General features: G+C 69.3%; 19 protein-coding genes and 1 pseudogene. 13 read left to right on the top strand and 7 right to left on the bottom strand.

The window, feature by feature from the left end; all coding sequences use genetic code 11:
* Positions 1-272: 272 nt before the first annotated feature.
* Complete coding sequence (locus KVT44_RS49965) at positions 273-416, top strand: hypothetical protein (protein ID WP_217575184.1); 144 nt, start codon at positions 273-275, stop codon at positions 414-416.
* A 199-nt stretch (positions 417-615) separates the two neighbouring features.
* On the opposite strand, the gene KVT44_RS49960 is transcribed toward KVT44_RS49965, so the two are convergent.
* From KVT44_RS49960 to KVT44_RS49950, 3 genes are read right to left on the bottom strand one after another with little or no spacing between them, the layout of a single operon-like run.
* Positions 616-1,323 carry a B3/4 domain-containing protein gene (locus KVT44_RS49960; RefSeq protein WP_217575182.1) on the bottom strand — a complete coding sequence of 236 codons (708 nt, stop codon included), beginning with the start codon at positions 1,321-1,323 and terminating at the stop codon, positions 616-618.
* A 41-nt stretch (positions 1,324-1,364) separates the two neighbouring features.
* Complete coding sequence (locus tag KVT44_RS49955; protein ID WP_217575180.1) at positions 1,365-2,012, bottom strand: FMN-binding negative transcriptional regulator; 648 nt, start codon at positions 2,010-2,012, stop codon at positions 1,365-1,367.
* Positions 2,013-2,063: 51 nt separating this feature from the next.
* Entirely contained in the window at positions 2,064-2,900 is an 837-nt protein-coding gene (locus KVT44_RS49950) for an EamA family transporter (protein WP_217575178.1), read from the bottom strand.
* Between the two features lie 118 nt (positions 2,901-3,018).
* On the opposite strand from KVT44_RS49950, the gene KVT44_RS49945 reads away from it, so the two are divergent.
* The 7 genes and pseudogenes from KVT44_RS49945 (at position 3,019) to KVT44_RS49915 (ending at position 13,443) form a co-directional block, all read left to right on the top strand.
* Positions 3,019-3,603: a helix-turn-helix domain-containing protein gene (locus tag KVT44_RS49945; RefSeq protein WP_190174773.1), complete on the top strand. Its 585-nt coding sequence runs from the start codon at positions 3,019-3,021 to the stop codon at positions 3,601-3,603.
* 292 nt (positions 3,604-3,895) lie between these two features.
* The gene (locus KVT44_RS49940; RefSeq protein ID WP_217575176.1) at positions 3,896-4,591 is read left to right on the top strand and encodes an alpha/beta fold hydrolase; all 696 of its coding nucleotides are present in this window, start codon (positions 3,896-3,898) and stop codon (positions 4,589-4,591) included.
* Positions 4,592-4,690: 99 nt separating this feature from the next.
* Complete coding sequence (locus KVT44_RS49935; protein WP_217575174.1) at positions 4,691-5,536, top strand: alpha/beta fold hydrolase; 846 nt, start codon at positions 4,691-4,693, stop codon at positions 5,534-5,536.
* A gap of 236 nt (positions 5,537-5,772) precedes the next feature.
* On the top strand, positions 5,773-6,522 hold the full coding sequence (locus KVT44_RS49930; protein ID WP_308314349.1) for a phosphotriesterase-related protein: 750 nt from the start codon (positions 5,773-5,775) through the stop codon (positions 6,520-6,522).
* A 393-nt stretch (positions 6,523-6,915) separates the two neighbouring features.
* Positions 6,916-9,654, top strand: a complete 2,739-nt coding sequence (locus tag KVT44_RS49925; protein ID WP_217575172.1) for an AAA family ATPase — start codon at positions 6,916-6,918, stop codon at positions 9,652-9,654.
* 156 nt (positions 9,655-9,810) lie between these two features.
* Positions 9,811-10,505: pseudogene (locus KVT44_RS49920) on the top strand (alpha/beta fold hydrolase).
* A 157-nt stretch (positions 10,506-10,662) separates the two neighbouring features.
* Positions 10,663-13,443, top strand: a complete 2,781-nt coding sequence (locus KVT44_RS49915) for an AAA family ATPase (protein ID WP_254650964.1) — start codon at positions 10,663-10,665, stop codon at positions 13,441-13,443.
* A 124-nt stretch (positions 13,444-13,567) separates the two neighbouring features.
* On the opposite strand, the gene KVT44_RS49910 is transcribed toward KVT44_RS49915, so the two are convergent.
* Together KVT44_RS49910 and KVT44_RS49905 are read right to left on the bottom strand one after the other, a co-directional pair.
* Positions 13,568-14,389, bottom strand: a complete 822-nt coding sequence (locus tag KVT44_RS49910; protein ID WP_217575168.1) for an alpha/beta hydrolase — start codon at positions 14,387-14,389, stop codon at positions 13,568-13,570.
* A gap of 422 nt (positions 14,390-14,811) precedes the next feature.
* Positions 14,812-16,080 carry an NADH:flavin oxidoreductase/NADH oxidase family protein gene (locus KVT44_RS49905; protein ID WP_217575166.1) on the bottom strand — a complete coding sequence of 423 codons (1,269 nt, stop codon included), beginning with the start codon at positions 16,078-16,080 and terminating at the stop codon, positions 14,812-14,814.
* A gap of 303 nt (positions 16,081-16,383) precedes the next feature.
* Here KVT44_RS49905 and KVT44_RS49900 point away from each other — a divergent pair, with 303 nt between their 5' ends.
* A complete protein-coding gene (locus tag KVT44_RS49900; protein WP_217575164.1) occupies positions 16,384-17,967 on the top strand; it encodes a succinic semialdehyde dehydrogenase in 1,584 nt (527 codons plus the stop codon).
* Positions 17,968-18,045: 78 nt separating this feature from the next.
* On the top strand, positions 18,046-18,975 hold the full coding sequence (locus tag KVT44_RS49895) for an NAD-dependent epimerase/dehydratase family protein (RefSeq protein ID WP_217575162.1): 930 nt from the start codon (positions 18,046-18,048) through the stop codon (positions 18,973-18,975).
* 180 nt (positions 18,976-19,155) lie between these two features.
* Here the strand turns inward: KVT44_RS49895 and KVT44_RS49890 are convergent, their stop codons facing one another.
* A complete protein-coding gene (locus tag KVT44_RS49890; protein WP_217575160.1) occupies positions 19,156-19,353 on the bottom strand; it encodes a hypothetical protein in 198 nt (65 codons plus the stop codon).
* A 53-nt stretch (positions 19,354-19,406) separates the two neighbouring features.
* Between KVT44_RS49890 and KVT44_RS49885 the strand changes: the two genes are divergently transcribed.
* Both KVT44_RS49885 and KVT44_RS49880 read left to right on the top strand, forming a co-directional pair.
* On the top strand, positions 19,407-19,907 hold the full coding sequence (locus KVT44_RS49885; RefSeq protein ID WP_217575158.1) for a hypothetical protein: 501 nt from the start codon (positions 19,407-19,409) through the stop codon (positions 19,905-19,907).
* Positions 19,904-20,824, top strand: a complete 921-nt coding sequence (locus tag KVT44_RS49880; RefSeq protein ID WP_217575156.1) for an MsnO8 family LLM class oxidoreductase — start codon at positions 19,904-19,906, stop codon at positions 20,822-20,824. The genes KVT44_RS49885 and KVT44_RS49880 overlap by 4 nt, the downstream gene beginning before the upstream one ends.
* A 99-nt stretch (positions 20,825-20,923) precedes the next feature.
* On the opposite strand, the gene KVT44_RS49875 is transcribed toward KVT44_RS49880, so the two are convergent.
* Positions 20,924-21,712 (bottom strand): TetR/AcrR family transcriptional regulator, encoded by a 789-nt coding sequence (locus KVT44_RS49875; protein ID WP_217575154.1) that lies wholly within the window; start codon positions 21,710-21,712, stop codon positions 20,924-20,926.
* Between the two features lie 38 nt (positions 21,713-21,750).
* On the opposite strand from KVT44_RS49875, the gene KVT44_RS49870 reads away from it, so the two are divergent.
* A complete protein-coding gene (locus tag KVT44_RS49870; protein ID WP_217575152.1) occupies positions 21,751-22,170 on the top strand; it encodes a hypothetical protein in 420 nt (139 codons plus the stop codon).
* Positions 22,171-22,263 lie beyond the last annotated feature (93 nt).

The following is a 22,263-nucleotide window of genomic DNA, read 5'->3' as shown; positions in this document are numbered from 1 at the left end:
TGGGTCTCGGGTGAGGCTATAGTGAAACCGGCCGAGCGGTTTTGTTTTGCGAGTGGTTCTCTGGCGGGTGTCGGTGCCCGGGGGGACGGTTTACGGGATGCGCATGGCCCGGGCCGACACCCGGACGCACACGGCCCGGGGTCCTCTTTCGGGGTGGGTGTCGAGGGCCGTTCGCATGGCGTCGTAGCCCGAGGGCCTGTACCTCGGCGGGTGACAGGCGTGGCGCGTGCCAATTCGGCCTTGGTTCTCTGGGAAACCTCACCAGTAACGCTGTGCTCGTCGCCGGAGCCGGTCGCGTCATCGGTAAAGGCGTCATCGAATGCCTCGCGCAGGACGGAGCGACGGTCGCGATCAACTACCGCGTCAGCGCGGCGGACGCCGAACAACTGGTTGCGGAGCTTGAGAAGAACCGGTAGTTGACGTCTGATCAAGGCAACTGACGCTGACCCGCTACTGGCTACTTGCCCCGGAAAAGGGGTTTGGCCTTTATGTGGTGCGTAGACGACCCGATCGACTCAACTCCCCAGGCCAGCTCATCACGTTGGTGTCATGACAACGCATCAGCCCTGCCCAGGGAGGGACCCGCGGCGCTGGGCAAGGATTCGCCTGGAGGCCTCAGGGGGTGACCTGGTCGTGTGCCGGGCTGAGGTAGTGCACAGCCGTCCGTTCGGCGTGCGGGATGAGCAGGCCCTGCAACTCCTCGGCTGCGACCTTGAGAAGGTCGCCGTCACGGGTGGCGTGGAGGGTTTCGAGGACGAAGGTGACGTGGGTGGAGTCCTTGGTGACGCGGGTGCGGTGGGCGTCGCGGTGGTTCCAGTGGCGGGTCAGGACGCCGGTGGTGTCGGCGTAGATGATCTCGCCCGGCTTGGGGTTCTCGGTGGTGTCGGGTTCGCCGAGCGGGGTGAAGGTCTCGGTGCCGTCTGCGTGGCGGATGTCGACGTCGCCCGTGACGTGGTCGAGGTCGAAGGCGCCGACGGGCAAGCCGTGGCGGACGGAGACGGCGTTGTAGGAGTCGACGGCCGGGTTGATACGCGGCAGGGCCCCCTTCTTCGCGAGGCGGCGACCGAGCGCGTCGACGCTGGGGCGGATGCGGCGGGGGTTGGTGCCGAAGGCGCGGTAGGCGGTGTGCCACGCCTCGATACGGGGGTCGTTCTCGTTGGCGGGCTGCCAGGCGCCGTCGGCAAGTTGCTGCTCCAGGTCCTCCACGGCGGCGGTCGTGTGGGGCCAGGATTCATGGCCACGCAGGCTGGTCGCGGTGACCAGGGCGACAAGGGTGTCGGGGAAGGCGTCGGCGACGGCGGGGCTGAGGCGGAAGACGGTCATGGGCGGGGTTCCGTTCCTGTGTGCGTGCGGATGGGCGCGGGTCAGGGCTTCCAGGGTCCGATGCGGTCCAGGCGGCGGCGCTGCTGGAGGGCGGTGGGCACGTCGAGGCCCTGGCCGCGTGCGGTGAGGTGGTCGGCGACGGCGGTGCGGTGCTCGACGGGCTTGTGGTCGTCGTACTTGAACTTGGCCACCACGTCGGTGACTTCGAGGCGCAGGCCGCGGATGCCGGGCAGCATCCGGCCGTAGGGTGGCTGGTCGACGGCGACGGGGGCGTGGTCGCCGTCGGGCTGGAAGTGGGCGAGTTGGCGGCGCAGCAGCTCGGCCTTGGCCTCGGGGTCGTCGATGATGTGGGCGCGGCAGGTGAACTGGACGGCTGTGTAGTAGCTGGTGGGGACGCCGTCGGTGGGCGGGGTGCCGGCTGTGGCGCGCCATGGGCCGGGGATGAATGCGTAGTCGCCGAAGACGGTGAGCAGGACGTTCGGGTCGTGGTCGATCGACTTCCAGGCCGGGTTGGGACGGGCGAGGTGGACCAGGAGGTGGTCGCCGTCGCTGGTGAAGTGGGTGGGGACGGCGACGGGCGGGTGGCTGGGCAGGCCGTTGACGCTCAGGATTCCGAAGTCGTGCCCTTCGGCGATCCAACTCTGCCATTCGGCTTCGTCCAGGCTGGTGTCCCAGGGCTGGATGAACATGCTGTGCTCCTTGCGTAGTTGGTGGAGGTAGTGGGGGGAGGGGCGCGGGGGTCAGGCGAGTGCGAGGAGGCTGACGGCGACGGCGGCGGTGCCCAGCCCGACGATCTGGCCGCGACGGATGCGTTCGGCGAGCACGCTGCGGGCGAGCAGGACGGTGCCGGCCGGGTAGAGAGCGGTGATCACGGCCACGACGGTGAGGTCCCCGCTGCGGGCGGCGAGAAGGAACAGCAGGTTCGCCATGGAGTCCAGCACGCCGGCGGCTGTCGACATCGCGTACGCGGGGCGCTCGGAGCCGAGCCTGCGGTACATGAGACCGGCCGCGGCCAGGATGACGGCAGAGGAGACCGCCCGGCCGATGATCAGCGGGGCCACGCCGCTGTCGGAGGGCGCCTGGTGCAGGAAGACCAGCTGGAGGGCGATGGCACCGCCCGCGCCGAAGGCCGACAGCAGCGCGGTGCGCGACGGGCGTGCCGACCCGGCGCCATGTCCGGCGCTGACCAGGACCACCGCGACCAGCGCGAGCGGCAGGCCCACCAGCCCGGCGGCGCCCAGGTGCTCGCCCTGCAGCAGGCCCACGCCCACGGGCAGCACGGCGGACACGAGGGCGGTGACGGGCGAGAGTACGTTCATCGGGCCTATCGCCAGGGTGCGGTAGAGCAGGGCGAATGCGGCGGCGGAGGCGATGCCGGACGCGGCGCCCCAGCCGAGGGCGCCGGCGCTGAACGAGGCACCGAGGAACGGCCACAGCAGCAGTTCGACCGCGAGAGAGGCCGGAGCCGCGATCATCACGGTACGCAGCACATGAGCCTTACGTGCCCCCAGACCGCCGAGGAAATCGGCGCATCCGTAGGCGAGTGAGCTGCCCAGGGCCAGTAGCAGAGCGATCACGGTACATCCCTTAAGATTTCGATGGAACGACTGAACGGTACAACGAACCGACTGGCGTGTGTCAACCAAACGACCGGGCGGCGCACTAAAGTGATCCACTGGCGAGGATGGTGATCGGATGGCCGAGACAGAGGCAGCCCTGCGGACGCTCGCGCACAACGTCAGGACGGCCCGCACCCGCGCGGGCCTGTCCCTGGACGAGCTCGGCCGTCGCGCCAAGGTCAGCAAGGGGGCTCTCGTCGGGTTGGAGAAAGCGCAGGGCAACCCGAACTTCGCCACTCTGGTCCGGCTGGCCGACACCCTCGGCGTCTCGGTGTCCGCTCTGCTGGAGGGGCCGTCCGAAGGTCGCGTCCGTGTCGTGGCCGCCGACGCCGTGATGCCGTTGTGGACCGGAGTGCAGGGCAGCGAGGCCCGGCTCATGCTGACGACCTCGGGCGCGGCGCCGGTCGAGGTCTGGCGCTGGAAACTGGAACCGGGCGAGGAGTACCCCAGCCACCCCCACCAGGCCGGAGTCGTGGAAACCGTCAGCGTCACCGCCGGCCGGATGACCCTGATCGTCGACGGCGCCGAGCACACCGTTGAAGTCGGACAGACCGCCACCTTCGACGGCGACGCCCCCCACACCTACCGCGGTGCCGGCACCGAACCCTGCCACCTGATCATGACGGTCCACCTGCCGCCCGGTCCCGTTTCCACATCCTGAGCCGACGACACCCGGGAAGGCCGCAGTGGCGCCGTCCCCTTCGTCCCGGCCCTGGTCGTTCAGCCGCCGTACTTCTCGGCGCCGTGGGTTGCGTCCCTGGCGATCCCGGCGATGAGGGCCACGGCAACCGGCGTTGCCCCGCGCTCGCGCATAGGTCAGATGACGTAGCCGTGGCAGCCGCCGTACGAACTACGTCATTTGGCTCAATCGAAGGCCGCTGCCGCCCTTCTAGCGTTCGGGTCATCATCCCGACCGAGTCCGGAACGGAATTCCGGGCGAAGGAGGCAATGCCGTGAGCGAAGTGAAGAACATCGTGTTGGTCCACGGCGGTTTCGTCGATGGCTCCGGCTGGCAGGGCGTCTACGATCATCTGACCGCCGACGGCTACCGGGTCACCGTCGTGCAGAATCCGACCCTGTCACTGGCCGGCGACGTCGCCGCGACGCACCAGATCCTCGACGGCCTCGACGGCCCTGCCGTGCTGGTCGGCCACTCCTACGGTGGCGTCGTCATCACCGAAGCGGGCAACCACCCGAACGTCGCCGGGCTTGCCTACATCGCGGCGTTCGCGCCCGACAAGGGCGAGTCCGTCAGCTCCCTGATCGCCGACCCGCCGCCCGGTGCGCCGGTTCCGCCGATCCTGCCGCCCAAGGACGGGTTCCTGTTCCTGGACAGGGGCAAGTTCGCGGCGTCGTTCGCTGCCGACGTGCCCGCGGCGGTGGCCGCCTTCATGGCCGATTCGCAGGTGCCGTGGGGCGTGGACGCGCTCGGCGGGACGGTGTCGGAACCGGCCTGGCGGACCAAGGCCTCGTGGTACCTGGTCGCCACCGATGACCACATGATCCCGCCACCCGCCCAGCGGGTCATGTCCGAGCGGGCGGGGTCGACCGTCACCGAGACCCCGGGCAGCCACGCTGTCTACGTGTCCAACCCCGCGGCCGTGGCGGCCGTCATCAACCAGGCGGCCCACGCGGTCTCCGCCCGTTAGCGGAGGCGTCGCATCCCGCGTCGCCGCCCAGTTCGTCTCGCCCGGTGCCTCCGGCCGGGCGGGACTTCACTTCCCGCTCTCTCCCAAAGGAGTTTCGCCATGCACGTCCGCCGAATGATCACCCGCCGTCGGGCGCTCGTGAGCGGAGTCGCCGTCGCCGCGACGGCCGCGATGGTCGTCCCGGCCGGCTCCCCCGCCGCGGCCGCCGACCACACCAAGGCCCAGTCGAAGGCCAAGCCGACCATCGTTCTCGTGCACGGCGGATTCGCCGACGCCTCCGGCTGGAACGGCGTCATCGAACGGCTCCAGCACGACGGCTACAAGACCATCGCCCCCGCCAACCCGCTGCGCGGCATCCCCACCGACGCCACCTACATCGCGAGCGTCCTCGAATCGATCGAGGGACCGATCGTTGTGGTCGGCCACTCCTACGGCGGCGCCGTCATCACCAACGCCGCCGCGGGCAACCCCAACGTCAAGGCACTGGTCTACGTCGCGGCGTTCGCACCCGACAAGGGCGAGCAGCTCGGCGTCCTGCTCAACAAGTACCCCGGCAGCCTGATCGGCTCCTCCGTACAGGGAGTGCCCTACCCCAACCCGGACGGCACCACCGGCACCGACCTCTATCTGCAGGCCGACAAATTCCGGGCCGCCTTCGCAGCCGACCTGCCCGTCTCCACCACCCGGCTCATGCAGGCGACCCAGCGGCCCTTCGCCGCCTCGTCACTCACCGACGTCACCCAGGCCGCCGCCTGGCGCAGCATCCCCTCCTGGGCCATCGTCGCCACCGAGGACAAGGCCATCCCGCCCGCCCTGGAGCGCTGGTTCTACGAGCGCGCCAAGTCCCACGTCATCGAGATCGAGGGCGCTTCGCACGTCCCCATGATCAGCCACCCGATCACCACCGCCAAGCAGATCGAGGCCGCCGCCCGGGCCACCAGCTGACCGGCGTCACCAAGGAGAGCAGTTCGCTGAGCGCGGGCCATCCTCACGCTCAGCGGCTCCACACACGGGCAGCAGATGGGCTCACCGCGCGCTGCTCCCTCCTCTGCGGCATTCAGGACGGCAGAACCCTGAGCCGACACCGCCACGATGTCTGGGCTGTTGACCTGGTCGATCGACCAACCACGTCTTGGAGATCTTGTGACCTCGCCCCCCAGGTGCCGACCGTTCGTGGCCCGGTGGCCGTGGACGATCTGGGCACCGTCCTGATGCACGAACACGTCTTCGTCCTGAGCGAGGAACTGCGCCAGAGCATCCCGGAGAACTGGGACGAGCAGCCGCGCATGGACGACGCGGTCACCCGGCTGACCGCGCTGGCAGAGACGGGAGTGTCCACGATCGTCGATCCGACCGTCATCGGCCTCGGCCGTGACGTTCGACGCGTCGCAGCGGTCAACGAGCGCGTCGACCTCGACATCATGGTCGCGACCGGCCTCTACGCACTGGCGGATGTGCCGGACTACTTCCGCTACCACGGGCCCGGCACCCTGCTCGGCGGCCCCGAGAGCATGACCGACCTGTTCGTGCGTGAACTCACCGAGGGCATCGCCGGCACCGGCATCAAGGCGGCCTTCCTCAAGTGCGCGATCGAGGACGAGCTCACTCCCGGCGTCGAGCGGGTCATGCGCGCCGTGGCCCAGGCCCACCTCCGCACAGGAGCCCCGATCACCGTCCACACCAGCGCTCATGCCCAGACCGGCCTGACCGCTCAGGAGATCCTGCGCAGCGAGGGCGTCGACCTCGGCGCCGTAGTCATCGGGCACAGCGGTGACACCTCCGAGCCGGACTACCTGCACCGGCTCATCGACAACGGCTCCTACCTCGGCATGGACCGCTTTCGCGAACAGATCGCACCGAACTGGCACTACACGCACCTGCACGACCACGTCCTTCCAGCGCTGCTGCAAGCCGGGGTCACCCAGGCGTAACTGGACACCATGCTCGTCGACAACCCACGCCGCTACTTCAGCCCGGCCAAGTCCTAGCGGCACGCCACACGGCGCTGTCGACCAGAGCGTGTCCAGGCGGCGCGGTCCGCCCTCTGGCGGGTGTTGGCCTCCCATGGCCACCCCGGACACGATCACGATGTGCCCGACACGATCACGATGTGCCCGGCCGCGATCACGAAGTGGCTGTGCGGATCGTCCTGGCGGGCGGCTCACGCCCGGCGCTGCCCGGCTTCACACCGAGCCGAGTGCCGCTGTTCCTGCCCGTGGTGTGGCGGTAAGACCGCAGGTAGCGTGCGGGCCGTGACACCTGAGGATGGGGCTGTCGGCCCGAGACAGAGACCGCACGACGGCCAATTGCCAGCAACGGATGGCATGTTGGTCGGGCGGGAGCACGAGTTGAAGGTCGTTGAGGAGTTCGTGCTGCGTGCTGCGAGTGACGGGGATGCCCTGGTGCTCTACGGGGAAGCCGGCGTCGGTAAGACGGTCCTGCTGGACGCCGCCGAAGAGGCGGCTGCCGCGAGCGGGGTTCCCGCTGTTCGTACCGTCGGCGTCGAGGTTGAAACGGACCTGGCGTACGCCGCTCTGTACCGGCTGCTGACGCCGTTCCTGTCGCAGCTCGACGGGTTGAGCGGGCAGCAGCGTCGCACGCTGGCGACGGCGCTCGGGCTCGACGAGGGGCCGCCGCCCGACCGGCTGGCCGTGTCGAACGCGGTGCTGTCGCTCCTCGGGCTGGCCAGGGGGGACGGTCCGCTCCTGGTGATCGTGGACGATCTGCCGTGGCTGGACCGTATGAGCGCGGCGGTACTGGCGTTCGTCGCGCGGCGGCTCGCCGGCGCCCGGATCGGGTTTCTCGGCGCCTTCCGCACGGGCGAGTCGAGTTTCTTCGACGGCGGTGGGCTGGCGGCCGTCGAGGTGATGCCGCTTGGCCAGACCGCCGCCGGCAGCCTGATCGACCGGCGCTTCCCGGCCCTTGCGCCCAGAGTGCGCCAGCAAGTGCTTGCCGAGGCGGCCGGGAATCCACTGGCGCTGCTGGAACTGCCCGCGCGAGTGGCCGATCGCAGCCATGAACGGCAGACGGCTCCGGCACTGCCGTTGAGCCAGCGGTTGGAGCATCTGTTCGCCGCCAGGGTCGATCCGCTTCCGGCCGCGACCCGGCGCGCCCTGTTGCTCGCCGCGCTCGACGCCACCGGTGACCTCGGCATCCTCGTCGCGGCCTTCGGCGCGAACGCCATCGACGACCTCGCCCCGGCGGAGCGCGCACAGTTGATACGGGTCAATGGTGAGCGGCGTCGACTGGCGTTCCGTCACCCGCTGATGCGGTCCGCGGTCATCGCGATGTCCACCGATCAGCAGCGGCGCGACCTCCATGCGGCGATCGCCGCGCAGATGCCGGACCAGCCGGACCGCCGCGCCTGGCATCTGGCCGAGGCCGCCGAAGTCCCGGACGAGTCCATCGCGGTGCTCCTGGAGCAGACGGCGGACCGGATCCTCCGTCGAGGCGACGCGGTAGGCGCGCTCTCCGCCCTGCTGCGCGCGGCCGACCTCACTCCCCTCGGCCGGGACAGAGGCCGGCGGTTGGCACGCGCCGCGTACATCGGAGCAGAGGTGACGGGGGACATCGGCAGTGTGCCGCGGCTGTTGGCCGACGCGCAGCATGCCGACCCAGGCGGTGCCGACGCGCTGGCCGCGGCGGTCGCGACGTCCGCGTACCTGCTGAACGGTGAGGGCGACGTCAACGCGGCGCACCGCATGCTCTTCGGGGCCATCGCGGCTCGCGAGGTGCTGGACGGCGAGGACACCGGCCTGATCGAAGCCCTCTGGTTCCTCATCGCCATCTGCGTGTTCGGTGGCCGGGCGGAACTGTGGCAGCCCTTGGACGGCTTGATGGGACGTTTCCGACCGGCGCCACCGCGATATCTGACCGTCCTCACCAAGGCCTTCGGCGATCCCGCGCATCAGGCTCTGCCGGTACTGGACGAACTCGACGGCTTGATCGGTGGGTTGAGCCAGGAGCCCGATCCGGCATACGTGGCGCGTGTCGCCATCGCCGGTGCCTACGTGGATCGACAACGCGCGTGCCGAGGCCCCGTGCAGGCGGTCGTCGACCACGGCAGGGAGGGCGGTGCCGTCACCTCGCAGATCCAGACCGAGGTCATCCTGGCCAACGACGACTTCTTCGCCGGCCAATGGGATGAGGCGCTGGAGCTGTGCGACGAAGGGATACGCCTCTGCGAGCTGCACGGCTACCCGTTGCTGAGATGGCTGTACGTCCACCAGGACGCTGTGATCGCGGCGGCGCGGGGCCGGACCGAGCGCGCGCGGGCCGCAGCCGAGGCGATGACTCGCTGGGCGGCACCGCGCGGAGTCGGGCTGCTCCTCGCGTATGGGCACGGTATCGAGGCCCTCCTGTCGCTCGGACGCGGTAAGTATCAGGAGGCCTTCGTCCATGCGTCCTCGATCACTCCGCCGGGGAAGTTGCAGCCTTATGCCCCCTACGCCCTGTGGACCGCTCTGGATCTCGTCGAGGCAGCGGTACGCGCCGGCCTGCGCACCGAGGCCGCTCGGCACGTCGCCGCACTGAGGGACATGGACATCCCCGCGATCTCCCCCCGCCTGGCACTCGTCACAGCGGGAGCCGCCGGCATGGTGTCTCCCGACGGGCGGTTCGCGGACCACTTCGAAGCAGCGCTCGCCGTCGCCGGGGCGGAACGGTGGCCCTTCGACCGGGCCCGGATCCAGCTGTCCTACGGGCAACGCCTCCGTCACGGCCGAGCCATGGCCGAGGCGCGCAGACATCTCGGCGACGCCTTCGACACCTTCCAGCGGCTCGATGCCACACCGTGGTCCGCCTTCGCCGGCAAGGAACTGCGGGCCGCCGGCGGATCACGGGGGAAGCTTCAGGCGGGTGGCATCGCAGCACTGACGCCGCAACAGCGGGAGATAGCGATGCTGGCGGCAGAGGGTCTGACGAACAAGCAGATCGCCGAGCGCCTCTTTCTGTCGCCGCGCACAGTCAGCACGCACCTCTATCAGATCTATCCCAAGCTCGGCGTGACCACCAGGGCCGGACTACGTGACGCTCTGAGCAACGAGGAGCCCACCACGGAGTGAGCCGCCGCCCGCCGTCCGGTGTGGACTTCGCCCTCAGCCGCCGACCGGCGACAAGGTCGGGCAGGGTCTCCCCTCTGGCGATCCACGTCATTTGACTGAATCGGCGGGGCTGTTGACGGGCCTAGCGTGGCGGCAGCACTTGTGAGGAGGAAGCGAATGAATACCGGTGATCCCACCCGAAACGTGGTCTTAGTGCATGGAGGTTTCGTCGACGGTTCCGGCTGGCGGGCGGTGTACGACCTGCTCAGGGCGGACGGATACCACGTGAGCATCGTGCAGAATCCGACCCTGTCGCTGGATGGCGACGCCACCGTGACCCGGCAGGTGCTCGGGCTCCAGGACGGTCCCACCGTGCTGGTCGGCCACTCGTACGGCGGCGCCGTCATCAGCGAGGCCGGCACCCACGACAAGGTCGCGGCTCTCGTCTACGTCGCCGCGTTCGCGCCGGACAAGGGCGAGTCCGTCGGGTCTCTGACCGCCGACCCGCCGCCCGGTGTCCCGGTTCCGCCGGTCCTGCCGCCCAAGGACGGGTTCTTGTTCCTCGACCGCGAAGAGTTCTCGGCGTCGTTCGCCGGCGACCTCCCCGCCGACCGCGCGGCCTTCCTCGCGGACTCGCAGGTTCCGTGGGGCGTGGACGCGCTCGGCGGCAGGGTGACCGAGCCGGCCTGGCGGCACAAGCCGAGCTGGTACCTGGTCGCCGCCGACGACCGCATGATCCCGCCCCCGGCGCAGCGGGCGATGGCCGAGCGCACCGGAGCGTCCGTCGTCGAGGTGCCGGGCAGTCACGCATCTACGAATCGCGACCCGACGCCGTCGCCGACCTGATCAAGCGAGCCGCCACCGGCCGGTGAACCGACCGTACAACCGTCCCGGCCGTGCCACATTCGGCCGGGACCTCCCGCCGTGCAGCCGTATCACCCGCCGGTCCGACGGCGTATGTTCGGCCGAGAGACACTTGCGAGGCACGTCATGAGGACCGGCGTCATCTCACCAGCCGACCCACGTCGGATGCTCTATGGCCGCGACCACGATCTCGCCGTCATCGCCGCCTTCGTCGACGGCGCCGCCGACAAAGGCGGCGGCTCCCTACTCGTCACCGGAGACGCGGGTGTCGGCAAGAGCGCGCTCCTGCATGCCGCAGCGGCGCGAGCCGTCGACGGAGGCGTCCGCGTACTGCGAGCGGCCGGCGCGGAGTTCGAGGGTGACCTGCGCTTCGCCGGGCTCCACCAGATTCTGCATCCGCTGCTCGACGGACTGGTCGACCTTTCCGACCAGCACCGGAACGCACTCACGGTGGCCCTCGGCTTCACATCCGGACAGGCCCCTGCGCAACACGCCGTCACGGGCGCCACCATGGCCCTGCTCCGACACGCCTCGCAAGCCCGCCCCCTCCTGCTGGCGATCGACGATCTTCCGTGGCTGGATCGGGGGAGCGCCACGGTGCTGCGCTCACTCGACCTCGCCGCGACCCGGATCGGGATGCTGGCCGTCACCCGCAACAATCACGGCGCGCATCGCGGATCCGGCGCCACGCGCGTCCACGAACTCGCGCCGCTGGACGATCAGTCGGCGGCCGCGCTGCTGACGGATCGGTTTCCCGCCCTGCCCCCGGAGGTACGTCGGCGGCTCCTGGCCGAGGCGCTCGGCAATCCGCTGACTCTCCAGGAGCTGCCGGCCGCACTCGACGCGGCCCAACGGTCGGGATCCGCGCCGCTGCCTCACGTGCTGCCGCTCAGCCGACGCCTACAGGCGGTCTTCGCCTCCCGAGTGGCCGAACTCCCACCGGCCGGCCGGCAACTGCTCCTGTTGGCGGTCCTGGACGGCACCGGTGACCTGTCGGCCATCCGGTCGCTGCTGCCTGACCATGTGGTGACGGAGGCCTTGAGGGACGCACAAGAGACCGGACTGATACACCTGGATCGTGCGAAGAAGCGCCTGTACTTCCGCCATCCGCTGATCCGCTCGGCCGTGGTGGAACTGTCCACCGCCGGTGAGCAGCGCAGAGCTCACGAGGAGCTGGCGCGGCGGCCCGACGGAGACGAGGAGCGCCGCACCTGGCACCTCGCGCACGCGGCGGTCGAGCCGGACGAGCAGGTCGCCGAGCTTCTGGAGCAACTGGCCCGCCGGGCGCGCGGACGCGGCGACGTCGCCGGTGCGGTCACCGCCTTCACCCGAGCGGCCGCGCTCAGCCCGGACAGGCGCGATCGGAGCCGCAGGGCCGCTGCAGCCGCCTACCTCGGCACGGACGCGACCGGAAACCTGCTCGACGTGCCGCGGCTCCTGGAAGCGTGCCGGCCGATCCACGACGCCGATGCGACCTCGTTGACGACGGCGCTCGCGGCCGCACACCACCTCCTGCTCAGCGGCATCGGCGACGTCGACTCCGCGTACCGTCTGCTGATCAAGACCGTCGACACCGGACTGAGCCGGGTGGACACACCGCACGACGTCCTTCAGGAGGGCCTGTACACGCTGGCGTGGATCAGCTTCTTCGGCGCCCGCGCGGAACTCCGGGAACCCCTCGAACGAGCCGTCACGCGTCTGACTCCCCGCGCCCCGGAATCGTTGGCGCTGCTGATGAGCTGTCTCGGCGATCCGGTCCACACCTCGCTCCCTGACCTGCGCCGCCTCGACGACGCGGTCGGCGGACTCGCGGCGGCGGACCCCGTCGAGGTGATCCGGATCGGCATGGCCGGTCAGTACGTCGGCCGCTTGAAGACCTGCTGTCCGGCACTGCAGAGGCTGCTGGAGGAGGGGCGCGAAGGCGAACATGTCACGCTGACGATCCACGCGATGAATCTGCTGAGCCGGCACTGCTACGAATCCGGGGAGTGGGATCAGCTCGCCCACCTCAGCGAGGAAGGCCTGCGGCTCAGCCGTCGGCACGGCTACCACCTCCTCGCCCAGACGTTCCTCCACCATCAAGCCCTGCTCGCAGCGACACGCGGAGACACCGCCCGGGCGGAGGACCTCGCCGACGAGATCACGCGTTTCGCGGCACCCAGGCGTATCCAGCTCCTCCTCACCCTGGCCGCGGAGATCAGAACGAGAGCGGCTCTCGGCCGTGGAGAATACGAAGCGGCATTCCTGCAGGCGACCTCGGTCAGCCCCGCCGGTGTCCTTCCGCATTTCCAGGCACCTACCCTGTGGCTGATCCCGGACCTCGTGGAGTCGGCCCTTCTCTCCGGTCGGCACGCCGAAGCCGAGGCCCACGTCGCAGCGCTGCGCCGCGCCCAAGTGCCCGCGATATCGGATCGGCTGGCGCTGGTGACGCACGGCGCGGCAGCCATGACGGCCGACGACGACCGGTTCGTGGCACAGTTCGAACGCGCGCTGGCCCTGCCGGGTGCCGACACCTGGCCGTTCGACCTTGCCCGCATCCGGCTCTTCTACGGCGAACGCCTTCGGCGCGCCAAGGCCACGCAGACAGCGCGTGAACAGCTCAACGCCGCCCTCACGACCTTTATGCAGCTGGGGGCATCGCCCTGGGCCGACCGCGCGCGGAGCGAACTGCGAGCATCAGGCCTCGCGGCCGTACAGGCCGGCGCCTCGCCGGACACCCGCCTGTCACCTCAGCAGTACGAGATCGCAAGGCTGGCCGCCGCGGGTATGACGAACAAGCAAATCGGTCAACGGCTGCACCTGTCGCCGCGGACCGTGGGAAGCCATCTCTACCAGGTCTTCCCCAAACTGGGCATCACCTCTCGCGCAGCGCTCCGCGATGCCCTGCAAGAGGACGGGAAGCCGGCGGAGGCCGGGCCGAAGGACACTGTGCCTCCGCAACCGTGATCGCCGACGTACGCGGGATGGCCCTGAGTGGCAGAACTGCGTGGAGCACAGGGCTTGTCCGAGCGAGACCATCGCGCTGAGGACGCCGGGGTGGTGACTGCCGGCAGGGCGGGACTTCGGGCGTTCAGGCGTGGGCTTGGCTGTTGTGGACGGCCCAGGCCAGGGCGAAGTCGGCGACGTCCTCCCAGCCGTCCTGTCCGACGGTGTAGTGGGAGCGGTCAGGGAACTCGTGGTAGTCGGTGATGGCCGACGACTTGCGGTAGAGCCGGACGTTGGCCTTGTTCACCTTCGGTGGGACGATGTGGTCCGCTCCTCCCGCTATGAACAGCAGCGGTGCGCGGCTGTTGTTGCGGAAGTCGACACGGGTGGTGGCGCGGGGGCTGAAGTTGGCGAACGCGCCCTGGAAGAGGACGCGCGCGGAGCCGGGCACGTGGTACCGGTCGTAGACCGCCTGTGATTCCTCATGGCTCAGTGTGTTGGTGAACGCGTAATGGAACTGGCGGGGAGTCAGGCCCACTGCCTTGTTCTTGTTGGCAGGGTTGCCCAGCACAGGCCAGGCCGATCTGAGCGTGGACAGCGGGACCGGAAGCACACCCTTGACCGGCGCTGAATCGATGGCCACGCCGGCGACGCCGAGGCCCCGGGCCAGAAGGATCTGCACGAGTGCGCCCCCGAAGGAGTGGCCCATGATGATCGGCGGCTCGTCCAGGCCGCGGATGGTCCGTTCGTAGTGGTTGGCAATCTCGCCCAGCCCGACACCCGCAATCGAGGACGGGTCGCGTCGCAGTTCCTCCACCTCGCGCTCCAACCCGGGCCAGGCCGGTGCCAGTACGCGGTGGCCGGAGGCGGTGTATCGGTCGCTCCACTGTTCCCAACTGCGCGGAGTCATCCACAAACCGTGAATGAGGACGATCGTTCCGGTCTTCGGCTTACCGATCGGGGGCATGAGGCTCTCCTAGGGACAGAACGTTGTGCCTCGTCTCACGTCCATCGACTCGGCGTGGTCGTCGGAGTTCATGAGGTAGTTGCGGCTCTGACGGCTGATCCGCGTTTCAGTGGGGTGCGTGTGGGCCCGGGGATGACGACGTTCGAGCGGATGCCTGCGCGGGCGCGGCGGGGTCGGTGAGGTCGGCTTGGACGGCGGTGCCGCGGGCGCCGAGACCGGCGTCGACCGGACCGCGGTCGACACCGACCGCAACCTCCTTCCTCTGTGAGCAGACGGGCAGTGGCCCCTCCGATGCCTGAGGCTGCACCGGTGACGACCACGACCTTGTCCGTCAGTCGCAGATCCATGACGTTCTCCTCTGGGTGTGAGGTCGGCGGTGCGGGCGGCTCACCGCAGCGCGCGAGACGGGGAGAACGCTGCGCTCAGCTGGGCGCCAGTCGGGGGAGCAAGAGGTCCCGGGCGGTGGTGAGGAGAGCGATCGCGAGGGCGGTCGCGGGGCCGCGATCGGGGCGAACGGCCTTACCACGGCCCATGCGGGCGATCTGCTGTTGGTGCCAGGCGCTGTTGAGGAGGTCGTCGATGTTCTTGTGGCCGAGTGTCTTCGGCGTCACCAGGCTCTTCTCGGCGGTTCCGTCCAGGAGGCGCTGCGGCAGGTCCGGCTCGTAGGTGATGGGGCGTGCCAGTCCGACGACGTCGACCGCACCGCTGTCCAACGCGTCGTTCATGCCCTGCCGGCTGCGGAATCCGCCTGTCAGCATGAGGGGCACCGACACCTCCTGGGAGAATCGCTCCGCGAACTCGAGGAAGAACGCTTCCCGCTTACGGGTCGACTCCCGCTGCGACGCACCCGCGACCATGGCTGCGCTCTCGAACGTTCCGCCGGAGATCTCCAACAGGTCGATGCCCTCCTGCTCCAGGGCCCGGGCGACGGCCAGGGAGTCCTCGGCGTCGAAGCCGCCGCGCTGAAAGTCGGCGGAATTGAGCTTGACCGCGATCAGGAACTGGTCGGAAGTCGCTGCCCGGACCTCGCGCACCGTCTCGATGAGCAGCCGCATTCGGTTCTCCAGCGAGCCGCCCCAGCGGTCGGTGCGCTGGTTGACCAGCGGCGACAGGAACTGGTTGAAGAGGTAGCCGTGTGCGGCGTGGATCTCTACACCGTGGAAGCCGGCATCGGCGGCGACCTTGGCGGTCAGGGCGAAGCGGCCGATGATCGCGGTGATCTCCGCGTCGGACAGCGCGCGCGGCGTCCGGAACAGCGCGTTGCCACCCACGGCGAGGGGCACCGCGGAGGAGCTGACGACGTCGTGCCGACGACCGGGGAGCACGTTGCCTCGCATGGTCTGCCGCCCGGGGTGTGACAGCTGCAGGATGAACTTGGCGTCGGTGCCCTTGGTCACCGCGGCCCAACGGCGCAGTTGCTCATGGTGTCGGCCGTCCTCGATGACCACGTTGCGCGGCGCTTCCAGCGCCGTGCCGTCGACCATGACGTTGCCGCTGATCAGCAACCCGGTCCCGGAGAGAGCCAGTGTCCGGTAGGCGGGGATGAGCTGATTGGTGGGTGCCCCATGACGGTCCGCGAGATGTTCGCTGGTCGCGGCCTTGGCAAGCCGGTTCGGCAGCGTGATGCCGTTGCGCAGGGCAAGCGGGTTGGCCAGCGCATTGCGCCCGCCTCCTGCTCGGTTCTCATTCATCTGAGTCCCACCTTTCTGGACTGTACGTTGTACATGCATGCTGTACAGGTGAACATGTACGGCGTACGAGTGTCAAGGCGGAGGCCCCACGTCCGGCCGACGGTGCCCGCTCGCGTACGGGGCCGCCGCGGGCGGTACAGGGGCCTCCGCTCGGCCGCCGTGTCTCCGCGCATGGCGCCCCCCCCTTCGCTTGACGCCTATACTTAGTACATGTTTTCCTATACATCGTCCATGTACATCGCATGGTGGGCTCGGTCAGTGAGAACGCCATGGCATGGATGGAATCCTGTTTGGAGGTGACCGATGAGACAGTTCTCGGAGAGTCGAAGGAGTACTTCCGCTGTCGGCGCGGGACGGCCGGACGCCCCGCTGGTCCGGAGGCTGACGACAGGGGTCGCCGCCACCGGCGAACCGGTGGCCACGACCGCCCCGTTCACCGGCGACGCGCTCGCCGTTCTTCCCCAGTCCACGGCCGCGGACGTCGCCGATGCCTTCGCCGCTGCGCGAGAGGCCCAGCGCAGTTGGGCCGCCCTGCCGGCGCGTCGCAGAGCCGAGCCCTTCCTGCGGCTCCACGACGTGATGCTGTCCCGCCGGAACGAGATCCTCGATCTGCTCCAGTGGGAGAACGGCAAGGCTCGCCACCACGCCTTCGAAGAACTGCTGGAAGCGGCGTCGTCGACCTTGTACGCCGCCCGGCAGGCCCCGAAGGTCCTGCGGCCCCACCGCAGGCAGGGAGCCTTCCCCCTGCTCACCCAGGCGGTCGAGACACCCCACCCGAAGGGCGTCGTGGGCATCATCACGCCGTGGAACTACCCCCTGGCCCTCGGCATGGACGTGATCCCGGCCCTGCTGGCCGGCAACGCGGTCGTCCACAAACCCGACAACCAGACCGCGCTGTCCAGCCTCTGGCCCCGCGCGCTGCTCCAGGAGCTGGGCCTTCCCGCAGACCTGTGGCAGGTGGTGCTGGGACGTTCGAACGTGGTGGGGGAGCCCATGTTGGAGCACGCCGACTTCATCGGCTTCACCGGCTCCACGGCCGTCGGCCGCACCATCGCCGAACAGGCCGGTCGACGCCTGATCGGCTGCTCCCTCGAACTCGGCGGCAAGAACCCGCTCCTGGTGCTGGCCGATGCCGACCTCGACCACACCGTGGACTCCGCCGTCCGAGCATGCTTCGCAAGCTCCGGACAACTGTGCGTTTCGGTCGAGCGCATCTACGTCCACACCTCGCTGTACGAGCAGTTCGTCACACGCTTCGGCGCACGTGTCCGGGCCATGAGGCTCGGAGCGCAGCTGGACTTCACGGCCGACATGGGCTCACTCACCTCCCAGGGGCAGCTGGACCGGATCAGCACACAGGTCGAGGAGGCCCGCGCCGCAGGTGCGACCGTCGTGGCGGGCGGCCGGCCACGCCCGGACCTCGGCCCCTATTTCTACGAGCCGACCGTGCTCACCGGCGTCACCCCCGAGGTGCCGCTGTGGCGGGACGAGACATTCGGGCCGGTGGTGTCCGTCTATCCGTTCGAGAACGAGGAGGAGGCGGTGCGTGCAGCCAACGACTCCGTCTACGGGCTCAATGCCAGCGTCTTCAGCCGCGACGTCCGCCGAGCCCGCCGACTCGCCGCCCGAATCGAAGCGGGCACCGTGAACATCAACGAGGGCTACGCCTCCGCGTACGCCTCCCAGGGCGCCCCGATGGGCGGCATGAAGGACTCCGGCCTCGGGCGCCGCCACGGCCGGGCAGGCCTCCTCAAGTACACGGAACCCCAGAACGTGTCCAGTCAGCACGTGCTCGGCTTCGACCCCCCAGCCCGGATGAGCAAGGCCGGCTATGCCGAACTGCTCACCGCATCACTGCAGACCCTCAAGACCCTGCGCATACGGTAAATCGCTTTCAGTAGTCACAGACTGGGCGGAATGCCCCCCTGCTCCATCGCATTACACCCCCCACCAAGAGAGACGATCATGAAGGTACTCATCACCGGCGCGACCGGCTACATCGGCCGGGCTGTCGCCCAGCGACTGCTCACTGCTGGGTACGACGTCACCGGCCTGGTCCGCAACGAACTCGGCGTACGCACACTGACCACGGCCGGCATCGAGCCCGTGCACGGTGCACTCGACGACGCGGACTCCCTCCGCGCCGCGGTGGAGGGCGCCGACGCCGTCATCGAGACCGCGAGCGCAGACCACGCCGCGTCCACCACCGCTCTGCTGAAGGCCACCGCCGGCACCGGAAAGCGCTTCATCCGAACCAGCGGCACCGGCATCTACACCGACCTCGCCGGAGGAGAGCCCACCGACATCGTCCACACCGAGGACGACGGCTACACCCCCATCCCCCCGCTGGCGCCCCGCTACAGCCTGGACGTCATGGTGCAGGAAGCCGCACAGGCGGGCGACCACACCGTCGTGCTGCGCCCCACCATGATCTACGGCTACGGCGGCAGCGAACAGCTCCCCATGATGCTCCGCGCCTCTCTGCGCGACGGGGTGAGCCGCTACCTCGGCCGCGGCCTGAACCGGTACGGAAACGTCTATCTCGACGACCTGGCCGACGCCTATCTGCTCGCGCTGGAACACGCCCCCGCCGGCAGCGTCTACAACCTCGCCACCGACGAGTGCGACTTCCGTCGCATCGCGGAGGCCATCGCGAAACTGTTCGGCTTCGGGGGTGCCGTCTCCGCCACCGAGGAGGAGTTCGCCCAGGCCCTCGGCCCCCTGCCCGCCGCCGGCCTGGCCAGCAACAGCCGGGTGGACTCGACCAAGGCGCGCACTGAACTTGGGTGGGCGCCGCAGGGCCCGCCGCTGCTCGACGAGCTCGTCCACGGTTCGTACCGCCGGATCTGGGGTCCCAAGGGCATCACCGTCACCCCCGGACAGCCGACCGCGTGACCGAAGCACCCTGACACATCACGGCCGACCGCTGTGATCCCGAGCGGGGTACCGCGGCGCCTTCCGGCCCGGCACGAGAGGGGATCCCCTCTCGTGCCGGGCAAAGGGCGCCGTGCGGGGTGCATCGTGCGGCGGCATGGGGAGACCTGGCGGGTGGGCGAGCTGGTCCGGAGACAGCTCTCAGATGGCGGCGGTGCTGCCGATGGGGGCGGGGCCGTCGATGCGACGGATGCCCGGCACAAGTTCCTTGGCGCTCCGGGTGTGTTGTTCGTTCTGCGCGATGGCCCGGCAGACCCGGATCGGGTCAACGCCCAGTGGGGGAGCGAGTAACAGCAGGCAGATGGCCCTGACGACGACCGTGCACCCGGGGCTTGTCACTCACCTCTGCCTCACGCGCAAGGCAACACCATCCCGACCAGGAGAGCCTCCTCATGTACGACGCCGACCCTGCACACACCGCCGCACTGCTGAAGCACTTCGCCGACCTCCGCGACGGCACCCATGGCGACGCAGTCTCCCGACAGGCCAAGGAAGAACTCTTCGCCGCCACAGTTGAGTTGCTCGACCCTTACGCCCGCCAGGCACTCGACGAGACCAACACGCACCTCCTCCTCGGCACCGGGGAGGTCATCGCCACCGGCGCCCGGAAATCCAAAGGCGGCACCGCGGCCGTATGGGCGCTGACCTGGCCCGAGCAGCGGGCCGTAGGCATCAACCCGATCACCCTCCACGCCTTCTACGGCGCCGGATTCCACCACCCACACCTGCGCGGCGGCACCGTGGGCGACTGGCCCCTGAACGCGTTCACACCCACGCAGGCCGCCGCGGAACTCCCCACACTGCGCGCCATCGCCTCGGCCGAGCTGCACAACCTCGTCTTCCAGCGCGACTACCGGATCATCCCGGCCACCACACACGGGCAGGCCTCATGACCCTGCGCCTGTCGATACTCGACCAGTCCCCGATCCCGGCCGGCGGAGCGCCGGCCGAGGCGCTCATCGCCACCCTCCAGCTCGCCCGGAGCGCCGAGGGCCTCGGATACCACCGCTTTTGGGTCGCCGAACACCACGGGGCCGCGGGCTTCGCCGGAACCGCCCCCGAGATCATGGTCGCCAGTCTGCTCGAGAACACCCGCCGACTGCGCATCGGCTCCGGCGGCGTGCTCCTGCCCCGCTATGAGCCACGTAAGGTCGCCGAAGTCTTCCGCGTCCTGGGCGCACTCCACCCGGGACGCGTCGACCTCGGCATCGGCCGTGCGGGTGGCATCGCGCGGGACTTTCCGCGCAGGTTCGCCGAAGTCATCGATCTCCTGGGCAAGCCCTACCCGGGCTACATCCCGCCGACCGTCTGGCTGCTTGGTGCGGGCAGCGGATCCGCCCGCCTCGCCGGCGCGCTCGGAACCCGCTACGCCTTCGCTCACTTCCTGAGCCCACAGCTGAGCACTGCCGCGCTGGACGCATTCCACGGCAGCAGTACGCTGCATGTCTCCACCCAAAGCGCACTCGCGGTACGGGTGATGGTGGCGGACACCGAAACCAAGGCCCGAGAGCTGACCGCAGGCTTCCTGCTCTGGCGCAGTCGCAAAGACCTCGGCCACAACGAGCCGTTCCCCTCACCTGCCACGGTGCGCAGCCACAGCTGGACCGCCGAGGAGGACGCGCGAGTCGGCCACAGCAGTCGGCAGTTGGTGGCCGGGACCCCTCATCAGGTGAAGGCCGCACTCATCGGGCTCGCCCGTGCCCACCAGGTCGACGAGATCATCGTCAATACGCTCACCCACGACCCGGTCGACCGGCTGCGCTCGTACGAGCTGCTGGCGGAGACTTTCCAACTCGCCCCGAAAGCTTAGGTATCCGCTGCCGCCATGCCGGCACGCCCAAGGAGCCCCGTCGGGCGTCGGCGGCGCGGTCCGGCAGCATGCTGCGTGGCGCGCTGTTCGCTCCGCCGTTCAGGAAGTCGTTTCGGCCTCGGTCTTCACGGGCTCGGTGGCGATTCCGCTGACGCCGGTGATCAGCATGTCCAGGCCCAGGCTGTAGTAGGCGTCCGGGCTCGCACAGGCCGCCAGGGCGCCTGATGAGGCGATGATGTTGGGGTAGCGGCGCGGGGACAGTGCGCCGAGCGAGGCCGCCTTGACGCGGATGGCGTCCTCGTGGGCCTCGTCATCTTCACCGTGCCGCTGGCCGGGCTCGCAGGTGACGAGGGTGACGACCGCGCCGAGGAGGTAGCTGCCGATCTCGGCAGCCTGCTCCGGCGAGAACCCGGCCTGCCGCAGGTGGGAGAGGGTGCGCTCGGCAATGTTCAGGCCGGCCTCCGACGTGAGAATGCGAGAGGTGACGAGCCCGGCCACCGCCGGGTGGGGTCGCAGGGCGGCCAGAAGCGCTTGCAGCACCGCACGTAGCTGCTGAGGCCAGGGCTCCGTGCTCACTGGCGGCAGGTCGACGTCATTGAACAGCCGGTCGGCAATGCCGTCCAGGAGCTGGTCCTTGTCCTTGAAGTGCCAGTAGAGCGCCATCGGTGACACGCCGTGATCCTGGGCGAGACGGCGGATGGTGACCGCCTCCAGGCCCTCGGCATCCGCCAGCGCCACGGCGCCGCCTGCGATGGCCTCGCGGCTGAGCCTCTCGCGCGTCCGCCCGTCGCTTCCACTCTTCTTCATGGTTGACAACCATACTCTGTACATGCTCGCCTGTACCTGTACGTCGACCATGTACGTCGTATAGTCATCGGGCGTGGTCAACCAGGGGGCATCACCATCAAATCCGAGCAGGTGGACATATGACCGAGACGACTCAGTCACGCACATCACCGCTGGCAGGTGAACTCATCGCGGAGGACTTCGACGGATGGAGTCCGCAGCTTCGGCAGGAGTTCGTCGACAACGCCCACAACCACCAGGTCGGCTCCGCCCTGCTGTCGGAGACCGACGAAGTGAAGGTATGGAGCATCCGGCTGGCCCCCGGCGAACGAGTCCCTGCCCACCGGCATGTCCTCGACTACTTCTGGACCGCCCTCACCGACGGGTCCAGCGTGCAGCACACCGACGACGGTACGACCAGACGGGTCACCTACCGGTCGGGCGACACCCGCCACTTCACCTTTCCCGATGGCGAGTACATCCTGCACGACCTGCAGAACGATGGACCGACCGAGCTGGCCTTCATCACGGTGGAACACAAACGCCGACTCCACCCCTGAGAAACGGAGGAGGGCGGCAGTTTCCAGGAGTCCGCACGGCGAGGAGTTCTTCGGCGCTGCTGCTGCCGAACTCACCAGCACAAGGCAAGTCTT

This window comes from Streptomyces sp. GbtcB7, assembly GCF_019091445.1.
GTDB lineage: Bacteria > Actinomycetota > Actinomycetes > Streptomycetales > Streptomycetaceae > Streptomyces > Streptomyces mirabilis.
Note: the sequence above shows the minus strand (reverse complement) of the source record. Positions and strands in the feature narration are given on the sequence as shown.